18 protein-coding genes and 2 pseudogenes are annotated in these 16,258 nt (G+C 60.0%); 10 read left to right on the top strand and 10 right to left on the bottom strand.

Annotation, left to right across the window (positions count from 1 at the left end; translation table 11 throughout):
- Nucleotides 1–37 precede the first annotated feature (37 nt).
- The 7 genes from JNB85_RS03730 (at nucleotide 38) to JNB85_RS03700 (ending at nucleotide 5,311) form a co-directional block, all read left to right on the top strand.
- Complete coding sequence (locus JNB85_RS03730) at nucleotides 38–577, top strand: sigma-70 family RNA polymerase sigma factor (protein WP_220333028.1); 540 nt, start codon at nucleotides 38–40, stop codon at nucleotides 575–577.
- Nucleotides 564–1,331 (top strand): anti-sigma factor family protein, encoded by a 768-nt coding sequence (locus JNB85_RS03725; protein WP_220333027.1) that lies wholly within the window; start codon nucleotides 564–566, stop codon nucleotides 1,329–1,331. The genes JNB85_RS03730 and JNB85_RS03725 overlap by 14 nt, the downstream gene beginning before the upstream one ends.
- A gap of 20 nt (nucleotides 1,332–1,351) precedes the next feature.
- On the top strand, nucleotides 1,352–2,068 hold the full coding sequence (locus JNB85_RS03720) for a Bax inhibitor-1/YccA family protein (protein ID WP_183747631.1): 717 nt from the start codon (nucleotides 1,352–1,354) through the stop codon (nucleotides 2,066–2,068).
- Nucleotides 2,069–2,689: 621 nt separating this feature from the next.
- Nucleotides 2,690–3,334 (top strand): lysophospholipid acyltransferase family protein, encoded by a 645-nt coding sequence (locus tag JNB85_RS03715; protein ID WP_220333026.1) that lies wholly within the window; start codon nucleotides 2,690–2,692, stop codon nucleotides 3,332–3,334.
- The gene (locus tag JNB85_RS03710) at nucleotides 3,331–4,278 is read left to right on the top strand and encodes a phosphatidate cytidylyltransferase (protein ID WP_220333025.1); all 948 of its coding nucleotides are present in this window, start codon (nucleotides 3,331–3,333) and stop codon (nucleotides 4,276–4,278) included. The genes JNB85_RS03715 and JNB85_RS03710 overlap by 4 nt, the downstream gene beginning before the upstream one ends.
- On the top strand, nucleotides 4,278–4,673 hold the full coding sequence (locus tag JNB85_RS03705) for a hypothetical protein (protein ID WP_220333024.1): 396 nt from the start codon (nucleotides 4,278–4,280) through the stop codon (nucleotides 4,671–4,673). The genes JNB85_RS03710 and JNB85_RS03705 overlap by 1 nt, the downstream gene beginning before the upstream one ends.
- The gene (locus JNB85_RS03700; RefSeq protein ID WP_220333023.1) at nucleotides 4,670–5,311 is read left to right on the top strand and encodes a CDP-alcohol phosphatidyltransferase family protein; all 642 of its coding nucleotides are present in this window, start codon (nucleotides 4,670–4,672) and stop codon (nucleotides 5,309–5,311) included. Before JNB85_RS03705 ends, JNB85_RS03700 begins: the two co-directional genes overlap by 4 nt.
- Nucleotides 5,312–5,342: 31 nt before the next feature.
- Here JNB85_RS03700 and JNB85_RS03695 read toward each other — a convergent pair.
- The 3 genes and pseudogenes from JNB85_RS03695 to JNB85_RS03685 all read right to left on the bottom strand — a co-directional run.
- Nucleotides 5,343–5,652 (bottom strand): annotated as a pseudogene (locus JNB85_RS03695) (Zn-dependent hydrolase); the annotation flags it as partial.
- Nucleotides 5,653–5,663: 11 nt separating this feature from the next.
- Nucleotides 5,664–6,308 (bottom strand): TenA family protein, encoded by a 645-nt coding sequence (locus JNB85_RS03690; protein WP_222858542.1) that lies wholly within the window; start codon nucleotides 6,306–6,308, stop codon nucleotides 5,664–5,666.
- Nucleotides 6,309–6,313: 5 nt separating this feature from the next.
- Nucleotides 6,314–7,156 carry a BtpA family protein gene (locus JNB85_RS03685; RefSeq protein ID WP_220333022.1) on the bottom strand — a complete coding sequence of 281 codons (843 nt, stop codon included), beginning with the start codon at nucleotides 7,154–7,156 and terminating at the stop codon, nucleotides 6,314–6,316.
- Between the two features lie 26 nt (nucleotides 7,157–7,182).
- Here JNB85_RS03685 and JNB85_RS03680 point away from each other — a divergent pair, with 26 nt between their 5' ends.
- Nucleotides 7,183–8,085, top strand: a complete 903-nt coding sequence (locus JNB85_RS03680; RefSeq protein WP_220333021.1) for a PfkB family carbohydrate kinase — start codon at nucleotides 7,183–7,185, stop codon at nucleotides 8,083–8,085.
- A 4-nt stretch (nucleotides 8,086–8,089) separates the two neighbouring features.
- On the opposite strand, the gene JNB85_RS03675 is transcribed toward JNB85_RS03680, so the two are convergent.
- From JNB85_RS03675 to JNB85_RS03650, 6 genes are read right to left on the bottom strand one after another with little or no spacing between them, the layout of a single operon-like run.
- Nucleotides 8,090–8,860 carry a glutamine amidotransferase gene (locus JNB85_RS03675; RefSeq protein ID WP_220333020.1) on the bottom strand — a complete coding sequence of 257 codons (771 nt, stop codon included), beginning with the start codon at nucleotides 8,858–8,860 and terminating at the stop codon, nucleotides 8,090–8,092.
- A 30-nt stretch (nucleotides 8,861–8,890) separates the two neighbouring features.
- Complete coding sequence (locus tag JNB85_RS03670) at nucleotides 8,891–9,961, bottom strand: phosphotriesterase family protein (RefSeq protein WP_220333019.1); 1,071 nt, start codon at nucleotides 9,959–9,961, stop codon at nucleotides 8,891–8,893.
- Complete coding sequence (locus tag JNB85_RS03665) at nucleotides 9,961–10,965, bottom strand: ABC transporter permease (RefSeq protein ID WP_220333018.1); 1,005 nt, start codon at nucleotides 10,963–10,965, stop codon at nucleotides 9,961–9,963. The genes JNB85_RS03670 and JNB85_RS03665 overlap by 1 nt, the downstream gene beginning before the upstream one ends.
- The gene (locus tag JNB85_RS03660; protein WP_220333017.1) at nucleotides 10,962–11,771 is read right to left on the bottom strand and encodes an ATP-binding cassette domain-containing protein; all 810 of its coding nucleotides are present in this window, start codon (nucleotides 11,769–11,771) and stop codon (nucleotides 10,962–10,964) included. The genes JNB85_RS03665 and JNB85_RS03660 overlap by 4 nt, the downstream gene beginning before the upstream one ends.
- Nucleotides 11,768–12,718 carry an ABC transporter substrate-binding protein gene (locus JNB85_RS03655; RefSeq protein WP_220333016.1) on the bottom strand — a complete coding sequence of 317 codons (951 nt, stop codon included), beginning with the start codon at nucleotides 12,716–12,718 and terminating at the stop codon, nucleotides 11,768–11,770. Before JNB85_RS03655 ends, JNB85_RS03660 begins: the two co-directional genes overlap by 4 nt.
- Nucleotides 12,715–13,776 carry a LacI family DNA-binding transcriptional regulator gene (locus JNB85_RS03650; protein WP_220333015.1) on the bottom strand — a complete coding sequence of 354 codons (1,062 nt, stop codon included), beginning with the start codon at nucleotides 13,774–13,776 and terminating at the stop codon, nucleotides 12,715–12,717. The genes JNB85_RS03655 and JNB85_RS03650 overlap by 4 nt, the downstream gene beginning before the upstream one ends.
- Nucleotides 13,777–14,107: 331 nt before the next feature.
- Between JNB85_RS03650 and JNB85_RS03645 the strand changes: the two genes are divergently transcribed.
- Entirely contained in the window at nucleotides 14,108–14,311 is a 204-nt protein-coding gene (locus JNB85_RS03645) for a cold-shock protein (RefSeq protein WP_220333014.1), read from the top strand.
- Between the two features lie 28 nt (nucleotides 14,312–14,339).
- On the opposite strand, the pseudogene JNB85_RS30575 reads toward JNB85_RS03645, so the two are convergent.
- Nucleotides 14,340–14,587: pseudogene (locus JNB85_RS30575) on the bottom strand (uracil-DNA glycosylase family protein); the annotation flags it as partial.
- 282 nt (nucleotides 14,588–14,869) lie between these two features.
- On the opposite strand from JNB85_RS30575, the gene JNB85_RS03640 reads away from it, so the two are divergent.
- Nucleotides 14,870–16,195, top strand: a complete 1,326-nt coding sequence (locus JNB85_RS03640) for an ABC transporter substrate-binding protein (RefSeq protein ID WP_220333013.1) — start codon at nucleotides 14,870–14,872, stop codon at nucleotides 16,193–16,195.
- Nucleotides 16,196–16,258: the final 63 nt, after the last annotated feature.

Here is a 16,258-nt window from a genome sequence, read left to right as displayed (position 1 = left end):
GCGGAATAAAATCTGCGAGGCTTTCGTATACTCAATCATGGAACGGAAAGAACGCCCCTTCGATGTCATCGGTCAGCTCGCAGCGCTTCGCCGCTACGCGCGCTCGCTGGTGCGCAATTCGGACGAGGCGGAGGATCTGGTCCACGATGCGCTGATCCGGGCCTTCGAGAAGCGCAAGAGCTTCCGCAGCGGCGGAAACCTGCGCACCTGGCTGCTTTCCATCCTGCACAATGCCCATATCGACCGCGTGCGGCAGGCCCGCTCACTGACGCGCCGCCATGATGAGGCGGCAGTCGAAGCGGAACAGTCGCTGCCGGCCGCACAGGAACATGCGGTGCGCTTGCAGCAGGTGCGCAATGCCTTTTTCGATCTGCCGGAGGAGCAGCGCGAAGCGCTGCATCTCGTGGCGATCGAGGACCTGTCCTATCAGGAAGCGGCCAATGCGCTCGGCATCCCGGTCGGCACGCTGATGTCGCGCATTTCCCGTGCCCGCGCCCAGTTGCGCGAGTTCGAAGAGAAGACGCCGCGCAGTGCGCATCTGAAACTAGTCGGAGGGAACGGCAATGAAGGCGATTGACCCGATCATCGATGCCGATCTCGACGCCTATGTAGACGGCGAGCTCGATGTCGCACGACGGATCCAGGTGGAATCCTATCTTTCCGAGAACCCCGCGATCGCCGCCAAGGTCATGGCCGATCTCAGCGTGAAAGGCGAGTTGCGCCTGGCGCTGGCAGGCGAAAGTGCCTTTGGCCGCGCCGAGACGCGCGACGCCGCCCGCAGGCTGGAACGCGGCCTTTCCTACGGCCGCATCCTGCACTCGGTGCAGCGTATCGCGGCTGTTGGTATTCTCCTGGCTGCCGGCTGGGTGGCGCATAATTCCTTCGGCGCCTTTACGGCAACTGAAGTCGCGGCTTCGGTTCCGGCACCTGCCTATGTCGAGGATGCAGTGCGCGCGTATCGCACGGCAGCCCTTCGTGAAACCATCCCGTCGCAGACGGCCCCGGCCTACAGTGCTGAGGATATCCGCGCTGCGACCGCAATCGTAATGCCCGAATTGCCTGGGGATTGGAAGGTTGCCGATGTGCAGATCTTCCCGTCGCAATTCGGACCGAGTGTCGAAATGGCAATCGAGGAAGTCGACGGCAAGCGCCTGTCGCTCTTCGCTGTCCGGCCTGGCGCCTTCGAGGTGAAGCCGGTCAGCCATATCGCACTTGAAAAGACAGAAGCCGCCTACTGGCAAATCGGTGACGTTGCCTACGCGCTGATCGCCGACAATGGCGGCACCAATCTCGATCAGGCAGCCGAACGGCTTGCCCGATCACTCTACTAGTTTAACCGAGGAGATCAGTCATGAACCCGATCAATCCCCGCTATGGTACCGGCTCCGCCGCCAATACGCAGGTCCTTTTCGATGAGGGCCTGCGCCAGCACATGCTGCGCGTCTACAACTACATGGCGCTCGGCCTCGTCATAACCGGCATCGTCGCCTTTATCGTCGGCTCGACGCCGGCGCTTTACGTGCCGATTTTCCAGACGCCGCTCAAGTGGGTGGTGATGCTGGCGCCGCTCGCCTTTGTCTTCTTCTTCTCGTTCCGCATCCAGTCGATGTCGTCAAGCACCGCACAGATGACCTTCTGGGCCTTCTGCGCCGTTATGGGTCTGTCCCTCGCCTCCGTCTTCCTGGTCTTCACCAAGACGAGCATCGCGCAGACCTTCTTCATCACCGCTGCGATGTTCGGCGCGATCAGCCTCTACGGCTACACGACAAAACGTGACCTTTCGAAGATGGGTTCGTTCCTAATGATGGGCCTGTTCGGCATCATCATTGCCGGTATCGTCAACATCTTCCTTGGCTCGTCCGCCCTACAATTCGCGATCTCGGTCATCGGCATCGTCGTCTTTGTCGGCCTCACAGCCTACGACACGCAGAACATCAAGGAACAGTATTCGGAAAACTATGATCAGGAATCGAACCAGAAGCTGGCCGTCTTCGGCGCGCTCTCGCTCTACCTGAACTTCGTCAACATCTTCCAGCTTCTGCTCAACTTCACGGGCGAGCGGGAATAAGGACTGCGCTTCTGGGGGCAATGGAAGCGCAAGGGCGCCTGGTCTGTGATCTGTGACAGGATGGCAGGCCGGGTGCTCACCCTAAAGGGAGCGGCCGGGCGTGATGCCCGGCCGTTTTCGCGTCGAGCGGCCTGCACCCGCATTGGTTCCTGGCACCTGCGGATGCGCGCGATTGCGGCAAGATTTCGGGCGCGGCCCGATCAGGCTTTTTCAGCCGCAATATCGACGGCGCGATCAATCATCTCCGGTTTGATCATTTAGCCGGGTGCATCCGAAAGCGGAGTCGTCGCGCGTTGCTGCATGGCGGCGCGCCCTGCACTGAACGTGCGGGAAGCTACCCTCACGCGAACACGTCGAGAGGGTCCGCCGCAGGCGTTTCAACGTAGTGCACAGCAGAAGCTGGGAGTCGACTGCCTGTGACCGGGTTCCGCTTTTTCGGGCGAGCTCGTCGTACATCTCGATTATCGCAACGGATCGCCGACCTTGATGTCCATTCACTTCGGCCGGAGCCCGACAACTCGTCTACGCCTTTCGGCTGACAACGTGCAAAGCCCCTTCCTTCGGGCGATGACAATGCTAGAGTTTCGATTAATGATCCGGCTAACATCGACAGAGCGGTGAATGAAGGCTTTGCTTACAACGGCCGCGGCGACGGTAATTGTCCTGTTCGCCCGCGCAGTCACGGCGGTCCGCGCCGTGTGGCCCGAGGCAGGGCTGCCTTCCCGCCCCTGCGTTTACTACGCCAACCACTCCAGCCACGGCGATTTCGTGCTGGTCTGGACGGTATTGCCGCCAAGACTGCGTCATCGGACCCGTCCGGTCGCAGGGGCCGAATACTGGCTGAAGTCCCGGCTCAATCGCTTCATCGGCAGCGATGTCTTCAATGCGGTGCTGATCGCGAGGGAGCGGGACAAGCGGACGGAAGATCCCGTCACGCAGATGGCCTCGGCCATCGATGCCGGTTCGTCCCTCATTCTCTTTCCGGAGGGAACCCGAAACCAGTCCGATGCAAAACTCCTCCCGTTCAAAAGCGGGATTTATCACTTAGCTGCGGCGCGCCCTGACGTCGATCTCGTGCCGGTCTGGATCAGCAATCTGAACCGCGTAATGCCAAAGGGTGAGATCGTCCCGATACCGTTGATCTGCACAGTTACCTTCGGCAGCGCTTTGCAGATCGCGCCGGGCGAAATCAAGGATGATTTTCTCGAACGGATGCAGGCCGCTCTCCTGGCCTTGGCTCCGAACACTGTGGGCGGTGGTGAATGAGTGGCGCGAATTCCGATCTCATGACGCTTGTTGCTGGGATCTTCGGTGTTCTGATCGTTGCGTCAGTCATCGGTTACATATTGCAGCAACGCTTCTCGCCGAACGGTTCGAATGCGGCCGTCGAAAACCTCAACGCGCGGATCAAGGCGTGGTGGGTCATGGTCGTCCTGATCGGCCTTGCTTTCATAGCGGGCCGTATCGGCGTTTTGATCCTGTTTGGCTTTTGTTCATTCGCAGCACTTCGCGAATTCGTAACCCTCATCAATACAAGAAGGGCGGATCACTGGGCGCTAGCGGCAGCCTTCTTCGTCGTCGTTCCGATCCAGTATTTTCTCCTTTGGGCTGAACAATACGGCATCTTTTCGATCTTCATCCCGGTCTATGCCTTCCTGCTGATGCCGATCATTTCGGTATTGAGAGGCGACACCGAGCGCTTTCTCGTTCGCATCGCGGAAGTCCAGTGGGCCTTGATGATCTGCGTTTTTTGCGCGTCCCATGTTCCGGCTTTGCTGACCTTGAAAATACCGGGATATGAGGGCCGCAATGTGCTGCTAATCGCCTTTCTGGTGATCGTCGTCCAGCTCAGCGATGTCCTGCAATATGTCTGGGGCAAACTGTTCGGACGCACGAAGATTGCACCCAGACTGTCGCCGTCGAAAACAGTCGAGGGCTTTGCCGGCGGCATCATCAGCGCCACCCTGATCGGAGCCGGCCTCTGGTGGATTACACCTTTCACACCGCTTCAGGCAGGGATTCTCGCCTTTGTCATCACGTTGATGGGCTTCTTCGGGGGGCTTGTCATGTCGGCGATCAAACGCGACCGCGGTGTCAAGGACTGGGGCAATCTCATCGAAGGCCATGGCGGATTGATCGACAGGCTGGATTCCGTCGTCTTTTCGGCACCCATCTTCTTCCATCTTACCCGCTACTGGTGGTCGCTCTGATGCCTGTCGTGCTGCAACGTATTTTGCGCAGCGGCGTGGTCCACGTCCTGTTCGCCTTTCTGGCGATGGGCGGCTGGGCCATCTTCGCCAATCGCGCTCATGTCATGCCAGCGCCGCTCCTTGCCGGTCTCGTGCAGGGTGCGATATCCGCCTGCCTGACGCTTTTCCTGAAATCGGTAATCGACTGGCTTTCGAGCCGCTTCAGCGGTTCGACACGATTTTGGGCGCCGCCGCTGATCGCCTGCCTCGGCTCGGCAAGCATTCTCGTGACAATCCATGCGGTCAGCAGCACACCGGAGATATTCCGGACCATCGCTCTGCCGCTGCTGGTATCGACGACTTACGCAGCGATCTACAATTATTCGATCTCCGCACGACGAGGTTTCGACACATGATGGAGACAGGAGACAGGAGGCCGCTGGCGAGCCGCAATACGCGCTGGGCGAGCGCAATTGCGCGATGGATGGCCGCGCGAGCCATCACGCCGAACCGGATCTCGCAAGCCAGCATGCTGGCGGCAGCAATCGCCGGCGTTGCTTTCTATCTGGCGGGACAGACAACGGGCTTGCCGCGTGCCTGCTGCCTGCTGCTGGCGGTTCTATTCTGCCAGGCACGCCTTCTTTGTAATCTATTCGACGGCATGGTCGCGGTCGAAGGCGGAAAGGGAGAGGCTGACGGTCCTTTCTGGAACGAGTTTCCGGATCGCGTCGCCGACCTGATGATATTTGCCGGCGTCGGATATGGCATCGGCATGCCGGGACTCGGCTGGGCGGCCGGAGCGTTCGCTGTATTGACAGCTTATGTCCGGGAACTCGGCCGCGCCACCGGCAATCCCAGCGACTTCTCCGGCCCGATGGCCAAGCAGCACCGGATGGCGACGATCACGGCGGCGGGATTGGCATCCCTTCTCGAGCCATTATGGGGCGGGCAGAACCAGATCCTGACGATCGGTCTCGGCGCAATTGCGGTGGGAGCAGCACTCACGGCCATCCGCCGCTCGATGACATTGGTCTCGCGCCTCAAGCGCCGCTGACGAAGTGGCGATACCCGCATCCTATACGCTTTTCGAGAACCTGGAAGGCAGAGAGCGTTCCGAGGGCGCCATCGAAGCGGCCGCCAGCTGGCTGGCTATCGAGGTGACTGCCGATCAAGACGCGCGGTCGTCCCTGCCGGAATGAAAAGATTGGGCGACGGATCCTGAAAAACATCAAAACCCCGCGCTTTCGCCAGGTCTGCCAGCAGCGCCCGTGCGTCCGGGTCGAGCGCGGTCAGAGCCTGGCGATTGACGCCGCCGCATGCGGTCGCGCCGATCTCGGCAAACTGGTCGAGGCGACCCAGCAGCCGCGCGACATCGATGTCGACATCTGCAGTCATCGCACGACTTCTCAGGAATAGGCTGCTTCGTGGAAATTGATCTCCAGGCGTTGAGCACGGCCGAAAATGGCGCTCAACCGCTTGCGTTCGGCAGGATCCATTGTCTCACCCGCTTCGTCCAGAACAGCCTTCAGCCAGCGCGCCTGCGCCTCGAACTCGGGTTCTGCGTGAAGGGCGACCCATTCCTTGAGCAGGGGATCGCTGATTGCGGTCGAGCTTACCGCCGTCGACCAGGTCCAATACATCCATTCGGCGGCAAACATGGCAGCAATTGTGTCGAGAAAACCGCCGTCGCGGGCAATTGCCAGCATGCCGTCGCGGAATGCCGCGACATCGGACCGGCCGGTATCATAGCGCGAAGGGTCGATGCCGCGTGCTGCGAAGGTCTTTTCGAAATAGGCGATCTGCTGGTTTGCGAGCGCATCCAGAACGCCGATCAGCCAGCGCTTCTGGGCAATGGTTTCGGCTTTGGCGGTGGCATAGGAGAAGATAGCGATCGCCGTGTCGACGAAGGCGCCTTCGAAGACAAGGTATCGCTCGAATGCCTCGTTTGAAAGACGGTCAGCCTTGATATCCTCGACGAAACGATGGTTCACCATGGCTTCGAACACGTCACGGTTCTCGTCGAGCATCTGCTGCGAGAGGGTGCTGCCCATAATCCTTACGCCTCCAGGCCGGGTTTTGCGGCTTCGACGAAGGCTGCGACGCGTGCCGGCTCCACAGGGTTCCACCAGACGCCCCCCTCCTTGAGCGACGAGGCGACGATGACGCCGTTGGTGCGTTTCAGGATCTCGACGATGTTCTCCTTGGTCACACCCGAGCCGACGAGCAGCGGCAGATGGGTGGCGGCGCCGATTTCCTCGATCTCTTCCATCGTCGCGCTATTGCCTGTTCTCTGGCCGGTGGCAATCACCACATCCGCATCGAAGAAGGCCAGGTCACGGGTCAATTCGTCGATCGTGCGGTCAGCAGTGATGGCATGCGCGCCGTGCTTCACATGGCTGTCGGCAAACACCTTGATATGCTCGGCGCGCAGAGCCGAGCGGTAGCGCATGGCCTCCGCCGCCCGGCCCTCCATGAAGCCTTCATTGGCGACATAAGCGTTCGCCCATTGATTGACGCGGATGAAGCGCGCACCGCCTGCCGCCGCGATCGCGAAGGCCGGGATCGGCGCATTGGCAAGCACGTTGATGCCAAGCGGCACGCCGGCGGCACGCGCGATGCGGTCGGTCACGACCGACATGAAGGCTGCGGTCTCGTGGCCGATATCCTCTGGCTTGGAAAAGGGAATATCGCCGTGATTTTCGACGATCAATCCGTGGATGCCGCCTTTGACGAGCGCATCCGCGTCGCGCATGCAGGTGTCATAGATCGTCTCCATCGCGGCACTCCGATAGCGCGGAGCACCCGGGAAAGGCGGGCAATGGATCATCCCGATCAACGCCTTGTCAGTGCCGAATATTTCCCGTATGGCGCTTGTGGCCTTATCCGATATCTGCTGCATTTTTCTTTCCTTTCCGAAAGCCAGCCATGCGTGCCTATGTCATCGGTAACGTCGCCGTCGACGAAACCATTTCCGTAATGTCCATGCCCGAAGCGGGCGCCTCGATCCTTGGTCGGGAGGAAACCCGCGACCTTGGCGGCAAGGGAGCCAATCAGGCCATCGTCATGGGCCGCACCGGCCTTCCGACGACGCTCGTGTCGGCTGTCGGCGAGGATTTCCGCGCCCAGACGATCCGCGAGCAGCTAGCCGGTGAGACATTGGACGCCCATCTGTTGGGCAGCCCGAGCCGCTCCAGCGATTTCTCCATCATCTTCACTACGCCGGATGGCGAAAACGCCATCGTTACCACAACGGAATCGGCCGAAGCCTTGACCTTGTCGGAGGCGCTTGCCCCGCTTGGCGATGCCATCAACGGCGACCTCGTCGTGCTGCAAGGCAATCTCAGCGAAAACGTCACCCGCGGCATTCTCACCGAGGCCAGATCCCGTGGCCTGCAGACCGCCTTCAATCCCTCGCCGCTCCGGCCTTATTTTGCCGAACTCTGGCCGCTTATCGACATCGCCTTTCTCAACAGGGGCGAGGCCGAAAGCCTGACCGGATCCTCCGGCAAGGCTGCGATCCGTCGCCTGGCCGAAGCCGGCGTGTCGCAGACCGTGCTGACGCTCGGCGGCGATGGGGCTATCTTGGCAAGCGGACTTCAGGTGCTTGCAACCGTTCCTGCCCTTGCCACGGAGGTCGTCGACACGACCGGCGCCGGCGACACTTTCATGGCGGTGGCACTTGCCTCGGCCGCGCTCCGCTCCACCGCGCTCGACGTCAGGGCCATCCATCACGCAACCGCAGCCGCCGCCATCACCGTCGGTCGCCGGGGTACGCGCTCGGCCTTCCCAAGCAAGGCGGAACTCGCCCGCATCCTTGCCGGCGAGTGAGGGGTCATTTCGCCTCCGTCAGCCAGCCGAGGATGTTCTTCCAAAGGCGCCCGTAGCCTTCCCATTCGCAGAAGGCGGGTGAAAGCCAGTGCGGACCGATATCCGACGTCCAGGCAGCTGTTCTGCCCTTGCCGAAGCGGCCGGTCACCAGGAGCGGATGACCGCCCTCCTCGTCAGGCAGGCGCGCGATAACTTCCACATCGTCGCGCTCGCGCACCTCCACCTCATTGACGCCGAGAAGCAGCGGCCATTCACCTGACAGACCGGCGACGGTCTCGTGACTGGACTTGACGAGAACAGGCGTCGTACCCTCGGGAATTTCGACCCGGTCGTCATAGGGCAGACAGGTGACGGGCAGAACATCCTCGACCGGCGTGCGGCGCCAGCGCGCTTTTCCATCGATTCCCTGGAAGGAAAAATAGCCGCCGACCATCAACAGGCCGCCACCGTTTTCGACCCAGGCCTTGATGAGTTTCAGGCGGTTTGGAACGGTCTTCGAATGCAGCCAGACTGCAGGCGGGAGAAGCAGTGAATTGGCACCGATATCGGACAGGATGATCGCGTCATAGGCATCAAGCCCCGCCATGTCGAAGGGGAATTGTTCGACCGCTTCATGGGCCGGCATGTAGGTGAGTTCGAATGCGCTTCCCTTGAGCGCCTTGACGAGCGGTTCGGCGCCGAGATGGAAGGTCACGCTTCCGAACTGATCGAAACCCTTGTAATGCGTGGCCGAACTGACCCAACTTTCGCCGACGAGAAGAACCTTCTTTGTCATGATGTTTCCATTTCTTTTTCTGGTTTGCACTCAGACTCTCGCCTGAAAGACCGATCGCGGATTGGCGCGCATGAAAATGTCTAGCATCGCGTCGTCAAGACCGTGGCGCTTCAGGCGCGGCAGGAAGTGACGCAGGATATAGGCGTAGCCGTTGCCTCCGTAATGCTTGAGCATCATCTTCAGGAAGACGTCGTGGGACAGGAGGAGACGGTCGGTGTGTCCCATCTCGACGAGCTTGACGAGCGCGCGCGCCGCCTCCTCGTCGCTCGGGCATTGCACCTGCTGATCCGCATAGAAGAAATCCATGCCGATCATGTCATATTCGAGAAATGCGCCGCGGGCGGCGAGTTCCGATTGGTAGGTGAGATCGTCATGCGACGGGTTCATATGGCAGAGCACCGTGTGCCTGAGATCACCGCCCTCGGAGGCGACGACGTCCAGCACCCTGTGGCCCAGGCGAAACCAGCCGGGAAGGTGGACCATCAGGGGCAGACCGGTGCGCACCTGCGCCTGGGCAGCCCCCCTCAGCGATTTTTCCTCTTCGGCGGTGAAATCCGAGGACACGCCGATCTCCCCGATGAGCCCGATCCTGACATTAGTGCCGTCAGCGCCTATCACCGCCTCGGACACGATCTCGTCGGCGATCTGCCTGACCGACATGCCCGCAACCTTTTCCGGGTGCGAAGAGCCGAGATAGAAGCCGGCTCCCATGACAATGTTCAGTCCCGTTGCCTCGGAGATCCGCCGCAGGGCCAGCGGATCTCGGCCGATGCCCTGGCATGTCGGCTCGACGATCGTCTGGCCGCCGAGACCGACAAAATCCTTAAGCTCGGTCACAGCAAGCTTCTCGTCGTCGAGCGTGATGTTGTGCTTGTTGACGAAAGGATCCTGCCTGAGCTCGCTGAGGATCTCCATGCAGACGAAACCCTCGGCCAGATATTGCCGCTCGGGTTCTTTCGGCGCATGCCACCAGCAACGGCAATCGTTGAGGATATGCTCGTGCATCAGCGTGACGCCCATGTCCGCCACCGGGATCGGCCCTTGGACCGTCATCACGTTGCCGGAGCGCACGTGACCCGGCGAAAGCTCGTTGACCGCCATCAGCTCTTCCTCCTGCCTGCCAAGCGGAAGTTGGTGGTGAAGATGCGGGTGTTCAGCCAGATGGCGACAAGGATGATCGCGCCGGTAACGATCTGGGTGAAGAAGGGCGAGATATGCATCAGGATCAGTCCGTTGCCGATGACAGCAATGGTCATCGTGCCGAGGACGGTTCCGATCATCGTGCCGCGCCCGCCCATCAGCGAGGTGCCGCCAAGCACGACGGCCGCGATGACCTGCAGTTCGAAGCCGACAGCCGCATTAGACGAGCCGGAACCAAGACGGGCCGCGATCAACAGGCCGGCCAATGCCGAGGCGACCCCGGAGACGAGATAGACCGAGGCGACGATCCATTTGGCGGGCATGCCGACCCGGCGAGCGGCCTCCATGTTGGATCCCACCGCCACGATCTGCTGTCCGTATTTGGTGACGGCCATGATGACATAACCGGCGATTGCGACCAGGATTGCGATGAGCGCCGGGACGGGAAAGCCGGCCAGTTCGCCGCGGCCCAGATAGAAGAAGCCTGGCTCGTTGTTGATCGGGATGGAATAGCCCTGCGTGAGATAGAGCGCCACGCCGCGCAGGATGGAAAGCCCGGCAAGGGTGACGATGAAGGCGGGAATATTCTGATAGGCGATGAACCAGCCCTGAAGAAGGCCGATAATGCCGCCGAGGGCCAGCATGCCGAGGCAGACGGCCGGCCAGGGAATGCCGGTGGCGAGCGCAATGGCCGCGACGGCGTTGATCAGAGCCAACATGGAGCCGACAGACAGATCGATGCCACCGGTCACGATGACGAGGGTCATAGCGATCGCAACGGCGAGGATCGGTGCAGCCTGGCGCACGATGTTCAGGATGTTGCCCGTCGTCATGAACGTGGTTGTCGTCAGCGAAAAGAAGACGAGGCATGCCAAAAAGAAGAAGGCGATCGACAGGACCTGGGCGTTTTCGCTCAGGAAGTCTGCCATCGGCGAGCCCTTGGCGCGTTCGGTGTAGACAGTCAATGTCTTTCTCCCCCGACGATGAGCTTGACGAGATCCTCGAGATTGGTCTTGGCGATATCACGCTCGGCGACCTTTGTTCCCTCGTACATAACGGCGATCCGGTCGCAGGCCCGGAATAGGTCCTGCAGGCGGTGGGTGATGAGGACGACGGACACGCCTTTTGCCTTAACCCGATTGATCAGAGAGAGCACGGCTTCGACTTCGGCGACAGCAAGGGCCGAGGTCGGCTCGTCCATGATCAGGACCTTGGGATTGAATGACGCTGCTCGGGCGATCGCAATTGCCTGGCGCTGGCCACCCGACAGCTTCTCCACCTTGGCGGAAAGACGCGGAATGCGAATTTCCAGCGCATCCAGCATCCTGCGCGCCTCGCTCATCATCTTCTGACGGTCGAGGAACGGACCTCTGGTGAGTTCACGCCCAAGAAACAGATTGCCGACGACATCGATATGGTCGCACAGGCTCAGATCCTGGAAGACCATCTCGATGTTGCGATCGCGGGCATCGGCAGGTCCCGAAAAGTGGACCTCCTCGCCGTTGAGCGAAATCGTTCCCTCATCGGGCAAATAGGTTCCGGAGATAATTTTGGTAAGCGTTGACTTACCGGCCGCATTGTCGCCGACGAGACCAAGGCACTCGCCGGGAAAGAGGTCGAGATCGACGCCGCGCAGCGCTTGATGCGAGCCGAACGTCTTGCGGATACCGCGCAGTGAAACAGCAGGCGTCCGGGCGGACGAGCCGGATGAATGCGGGGAGGCTTGCGCCTCCCCGGATCCGGCATGAACAGGCCGGTTGTCACTCATCATTTGAAGACGGCCCGGTATGGCTCGACATTTTCCTTCGTTACGATCGTGATCGGAACGGAAATGCTTTTTTCGACGCTCTGCCCTGCTGTCAGCTTGGCAAGAGCCTCGACCGCGGCCTTGCCTTCGCCGGCAGGATCCTGCTGGACGACGGCAATCACGTAGCCGTCGTCGAGACCCGAAATCGCCTGCGCGGTCAGATCCCATCCGAAGACCTTGATACTGTCCTGTTTGCCTTGGCTCTGGACAGCGGCGATGGCGCCGAGGAGGGCCGGTTCCCCGGTTGCGTAGATCGCAGTCATGTCCGGATTGCCGGTAATCAGGTTTTCGGCAGCCGCAAGCGCATTGTCCTGGATGTTCTGGCCGTCGACGACGCCTGCCGTCTCGATGCCGTCGCTCTTGATGGCATCCTCGAAGCCTTTTTGACGAAGGTTCTGGATATAGGAGTTCAGCGCGCCGACGATGCCGACCTTGGCCTTGCCACCCATGTTCTTCTTCACATAGTCGAGAAAATAGGCGCCGAGGTCGGCGCCGGCCTTGCCGTTGTCGACGCCGATCTGCGACTTCTGCGGACCATCCGGCAGGATTGCATCAATGGCAACGACAGGAATGCCGGCATCCGAGGCCTGCTTTACGGCCGGCATGATGCCGTTGACGTCGATTGCGACGACGATTAGGCCATCGACCTTCTGCTGAATGTAATTTTCGATGGCGCTGTTCTGTGCGGCCGCTTCATTATTGGCGTTGAAAATGACGAGCTTGTCGCCGGCAGCATCCGCCGCTTTTTGCGCGCCTTCATTGATCTGGTTGAAGAAAAGCGCCTGCTGATTGATCTGCACAAGCGCATAGGTCTTGCCGGCCGCCTGGGCAAGCGAGGCTCCGAGCGTGGCACCGGCAAGCGCGGTAAAGGCAAGAGCGGCGGTAAACGCCCGACGTCTGATCTGGTTCATGTTCTCATCCTCTGGTTTTGTTCTCGTTGCTTATTATGGGTCGACGGCGGCGCAACGGAGTTCCGCACGACGATTTCGACTGGCACGAGTTCCTCGGTGGCGAGCGATTTGCTCTCCTGCCAGTTTGTTTCGAGAAGAAGGGACAAGGCGCGCCGGCCGATGGCGCGCACCGGCTGACGGATTGCCGTTAAAGGGGGCGCAAAGAGGTGCAGCGGGCTGACGTCGTCAAAGCCGATGATTGATAGGTCCTCGGGTATCGATATCCCTTTCTCCCTTAGGACTTCGATCATGCCGATAGCGATTTCGTCGGAACTCGCAAAGACTGCGGTTGCCGGCATTCCTTCTTCCAGGAAGCGGCGAGCCATGTCCCGCCCGCAGGCGATCGTATATTCGCCGCTGTAGCGGCTGATCGAGCTATCTTCGCCGAAACGCTCCTGCAGGCCCTTTCGCAATCCGTCGAAGCGCCGTTGCGTGCTGATCATCGCATCCGGGCCGCCGACATAGAGCACGTCGCGATGACCAAATTCCGCCAAATGGCGTCCCGCTAGATGGCCGCCCTGGAAGTTGTCACAGAAGAGCTTCGGGACAGTGGCAAGCGGAACGTCTTCGTCGACGACGATGACCTTGCCTGTCCGATTGATGAGAGCCGCTAGATCTCCGTTGTCGGGGTGGTTGGTGACGAAAACCAGGCCGTCGACGTGATTGTGCTCGAGCAGCCGGAGATAGGCGACTTCACGGCCCGTCCGGTTCAGCGTCGCGTAAAGCGAAACGGCAAGCCCGCGATCGTTGGCCTCCTCCTCAACCGCCGCCACCATGGTTGCGAAGAATGGGTTGGCGATATCGGGGACGACAAGGCCAATCGTATCGGAGCGACCACGGCTTAATCGGCGCGCGTGCGGGTTCGGCTGGTATTTGAGGGAAGCGATAGCATTTTCTATGCGCTGCCTGGTGAGGGCGGGCAGATCCAGCGAGCCGTTGAGCATGCGGGAGACGGTCGTCACCGACACGCCGGCCGCTTTCGCGACATCCTTCAGGCCCGGGGTTCGTTGCTGCGCCAATTTGTAAACCGCTTTAGTAAACCGCTTTACTGACATTCCATCACCAAGAGTGCGCTGTCAAGTCATCCGGGCGAATATGGCATGGTCTCGCAGGCCGCCCTTCAACTTGCGGCAGATGCCGGCGATCTCGCCAGTGAGGAAGAACGTGGTGCCGGCGATATCAACGGCACGCTCGGCGAATTCTGACGCCTAATGGGGTATCGAGCGCCCTGCGAGGTCCGTTCGTCGGTGCATAAGGACGCATGTCCTGGTTGCCATCGCTTAGGCTTGCTCAGGCGATGGCTGATCGCTAAATTGCCATGAGGCAAAGCCCAAACAAGCGAGGATTTTCATGGCGACTGGCAAGGTCAAATTTTTCAACAGCGATAAGGGTTTCGGCTTCATCACGCCGGAAGCTGGCGGACCTGATGTTTTCGTACATGTTTCCGCGCTCCAATATGGCGATACATTGAAGGAAGGCCAGAGCGTCTCCTACGATCTCGGGCAGGATCGCAAGACCGGAAAGTCAAAGGCGGAAAACGTCAGACCACTTTGATTAGGGGTCGGCCAGCCGACAGATTCCCAGAGACGGCGGCAGTGATGCCGCGTCCGTACTGGAGCAACTCCCGCTCTTCATCGGCGCGCAGGAGGCGCGACGTAAGCCGGAAAGGTGCTGCACCCCCCAGAAGCGGTTGCTGGGAGAGGAGAAATTGTGGCCGTCCCGGACTGCTGTGAGCGCGGGTTCAAACCACAAAAGACGACCGACAGACCGGGCCCCAAGTACGTCCGAAAGGCCGGCTCTCGCCTGCTGTATGTCCCCGCTGTGATCCATCCGTGCAGACACCAGCCGATCCCCTTCCAATTGATTGAGCATACCCGGCGCGTTTCCTCCTGCCCATAGCTTCGTCCTGACTTCAAGTCACGAAGCACCACCGGGCTGCATCGTCACGGGATGGATGATTGGCTGCGGAGATTGTCGCTTGCAATGTTTATAAAATTGTCTATTACTAAACATATTGCTAAACATGAGGGTCGAGGAGTTCATGTAGGCAGTCTCTGAAATTGGTGGACTTGCATGTCGGCGGGGAGCCGGCCTTGGTTCTGGGAGGAACATATGCAAAAGAAATCGAAAGCCCTTCTCGGGCTGGCCTCGGCATTTGTCATGTCGTCGGCGCTGCCCAATCTCGCAAAAGCCGATCAACTGACACTTTGCTGGGCGGCTTGGGACCCGGCCAACGCGCTTGTTGAGCTCTCGAAAGATTTCACCGCCAAAACTGGCACCGAAATGAAGTTCGAGTTCGTCCCGTGGACGAGTTATGCCGACCGCTTTCTCAACGAATTGAACTCTCACGGAAAGCTCTGCGACCTGATCATTGGCGACAGCCAGTGGATCGGCGGATCGGCGGAAAACGGCCACTACGTCAAGCTTAACGACTTCTTCGACAAGGAAGGCATCAAGATGGATGACTTCGTGCCGGCGACAGTGGTGGGCTATTCGGAATGGCCGAAGAATACGCCGAACTACTGGGCGCTGCCCGCCATGGGCGATGTCGTAGGCTGGACCTATCGCAAGGACTGGTTCGAGCGGCCTGAATTGCAGAAGGAATTCAAGGAAAAATACGGGCGGGAGCTCGCAGCGCCTAAGACCTACGACGAACTGAAAGAGATCGCCGAGTTCTTCCAGAAGCGCGAAATCGACGGGAAGACCGTCTACGGCGCTTCGATCTATACCGAGCGCGGTTCCGAAGGCATCACGATGGGCGTGACCAACGTGCTGTATGACTGGGGATTCCAGTACGACAACCCGGACAAGCCATATGAGATGGAAGGTTTCGTCAATTCTCCCGATGCGGTGAAGGGGCTGGAATTCTATAAGGCGCTCTATGATTGCTGCACTCCGCCCGGCAGCTCTAATGTCTACATGGTCGAATCTGCCGATGCCTTCAAATCCGGCCAGGTCGCCATGCAGATGAATTTTGCCTTCACCTGGCCTGGCCTGTACAAGGACGAGAAAGTGGGTGGAGACAAGATTGGCTTCTTCCCAAATCCTGCTGAAAAGAAACATTTCGCTCAGCTTGGTGGACAGGGCATCTCGGTTGTTTCCTATTCCGACAAGAAGGACGCCGCCCTGCAATATATCAAATGGTTCGCCCAGCCGGATGTGCAGGCAAAATGGTGGCAGCTCGGCGGTTATTCCTGCCTGAAATCCGTGGTGAACGCTCCTGACTTTGCGTCCAGCCAGCCCTATGCCCAGGCGTTTCTGGACTCGATGGCGATCGTGAAGGATTTCTGGGCCGAGCCAAGCTACGCGACCCTTCTACAGGACATGCAGAAGCTCGTTCATAATTATGTGGTGGCCGGCAACGGCACCGCGCAAGAGGCGCTTGATGGCCTGGTGAAGGACTGGACCGAAGTCTTCGAGGACGATGGCAAGATCTAGTGTCCGGCTGGACGCGCAACCTTCTTGCCAGAATGGCGGCCCGGCTCGCCAAGACTGCCGAGC

It is taken from the genome of Rhizobium mesosinicum (genome assembly GCF_019511345.1).
Taxonomy (GTDB): Bacteria; Pseudomonadota; Alphaproteobacteria; order Rhizobiales; family Rhizobiaceae; genus Rhizobium; species Rhizobium mesosinicum.
The sequence above is the reverse complement of the archived record's forward strand: the minus strand, read 5'-3'. Positions and strand labels throughout refer to the sequence as shown.

What these genes read in the sequence shown, in the direction of transcription:
- JNB85_RS03730 (WP_220333028.1), top strand. Translation starts at nt 38, where the DNA reads ATGGAACGGAAAGAACGCCCCTTCGATGTCATCGGTCAGCTCGCAGCG.
- JNB85_RS03725 (WP_220333027.1), top strand. Translation starts at nt 564, where the DNA reads ATGAAGGCGATTGACCCGATCATCGATGCCGATCTCGACGCCTATGTA.
- JNB85_RS03720 (WP_183747631.1), top strand. Translation starts at nt 1,352, where the DNA reads ATGAACCCGATCAATCCCCGCTATGGTACCGGCTCCGCCGCCAATACG.
- JNB85_RS03715 (WP_220333026.1), top strand. Translation starts at nt 2,690, where the DNA reads ATGAAGGCTTTGCTTACAACGGCCGCGGCGACGGTAATTGTCCTGTTC.
- JNB85_RS03710 (WP_220333025.1), top strand. Translation starts at nt 3,331, where the DNA reads ATGAGTGGCGCGAATTCCGATCTCATGACGCTTGTTGCTGGGATCTTC.
- JNB85_RS03705 (WP_220333024.1), top strand. Translation starts at nt 4,278, where the DNA reads ATGCCTGTCGTGCTGCAACGTATTTTGCGCAGCGGCGTGGTCCACGTC.
- JNB85_RS03700 (WP_220333023.1), top strand. Translation starts at nt 4,670, where the DNA reads ATGATGGAGACAGGAGACAGGAGGCCGCTGGCGAGCCGCAATACGCGC.
- JNB85_RS03690 (WP_222858542.1), bottom strand. Translation starts at nt 6,308, where the DNA reads ATGGGCAGCACCCTCTCGCAGCAGATGCTCGACGAGAACCGTGACGTG.
- JNB85_RS03685 (WP_220333022.1), bottom strand. Translation starts at nt 7,156, where the DNA reads ATGCAGCAGATATCGGATAAGGCCACAAGCGCCATACGGGAAATATTC.
- JNB85_RS03680 (WP_220333021.1), top strand. Translation starts at nt 7,183, where the DNA reads ATGCGTGCCTATGTCATCGGTAACGTCGCCGTCGACGAAACCATTTCC.
- JNB85_RS03675 (WP_220333020.1), bottom strand. Translation starts at nt 8,860, where the DNA reads ATGACAAAGAAGGTTCTTCTCGTCGGCGAAAGTTGGGTCAGTTCGGCC.
- JNB85_RS03670 (WP_220333019.1), bottom strand. Translation starts at nt 9,961, where the DNA reads ATGGCGGTCAACGAGCTTTCGCCGGGTCACGTGCGCTCCGGCAACGTG.
- JNB85_RS03660 (WP_220333017.1), bottom strand. Translation starts at nt 11,771, where the DNA reads ATGATGAGTGACAACCGGCCTGTTCATGCCGGATCCGGGGAGGCGCAA.
- JNB85_RS03655 (WP_220333016.1), bottom strand. Translation starts at nt 12,718, where the DNA reads ATGAACCAGATCAGACGTCGGGCGTTTACCGCCGCTCTTGCCTTTACC.
- JNB85_RS03645 (WP_220333014.1), top strand. Translation starts at nt 14,108, where the DNA reads ATGGCGACTGGCAAGGTCAAATTTTTCAACAGCGATAAGGGTTTCGGC.
- JNB85_RS03640 (WP_220333013.1), top strand. Translation starts at nt 14,870, where the DNA reads ATGCAAAAGAAATCGAAAGCCCTTCTCGGGCTGGCCTCGGCATTTGTC.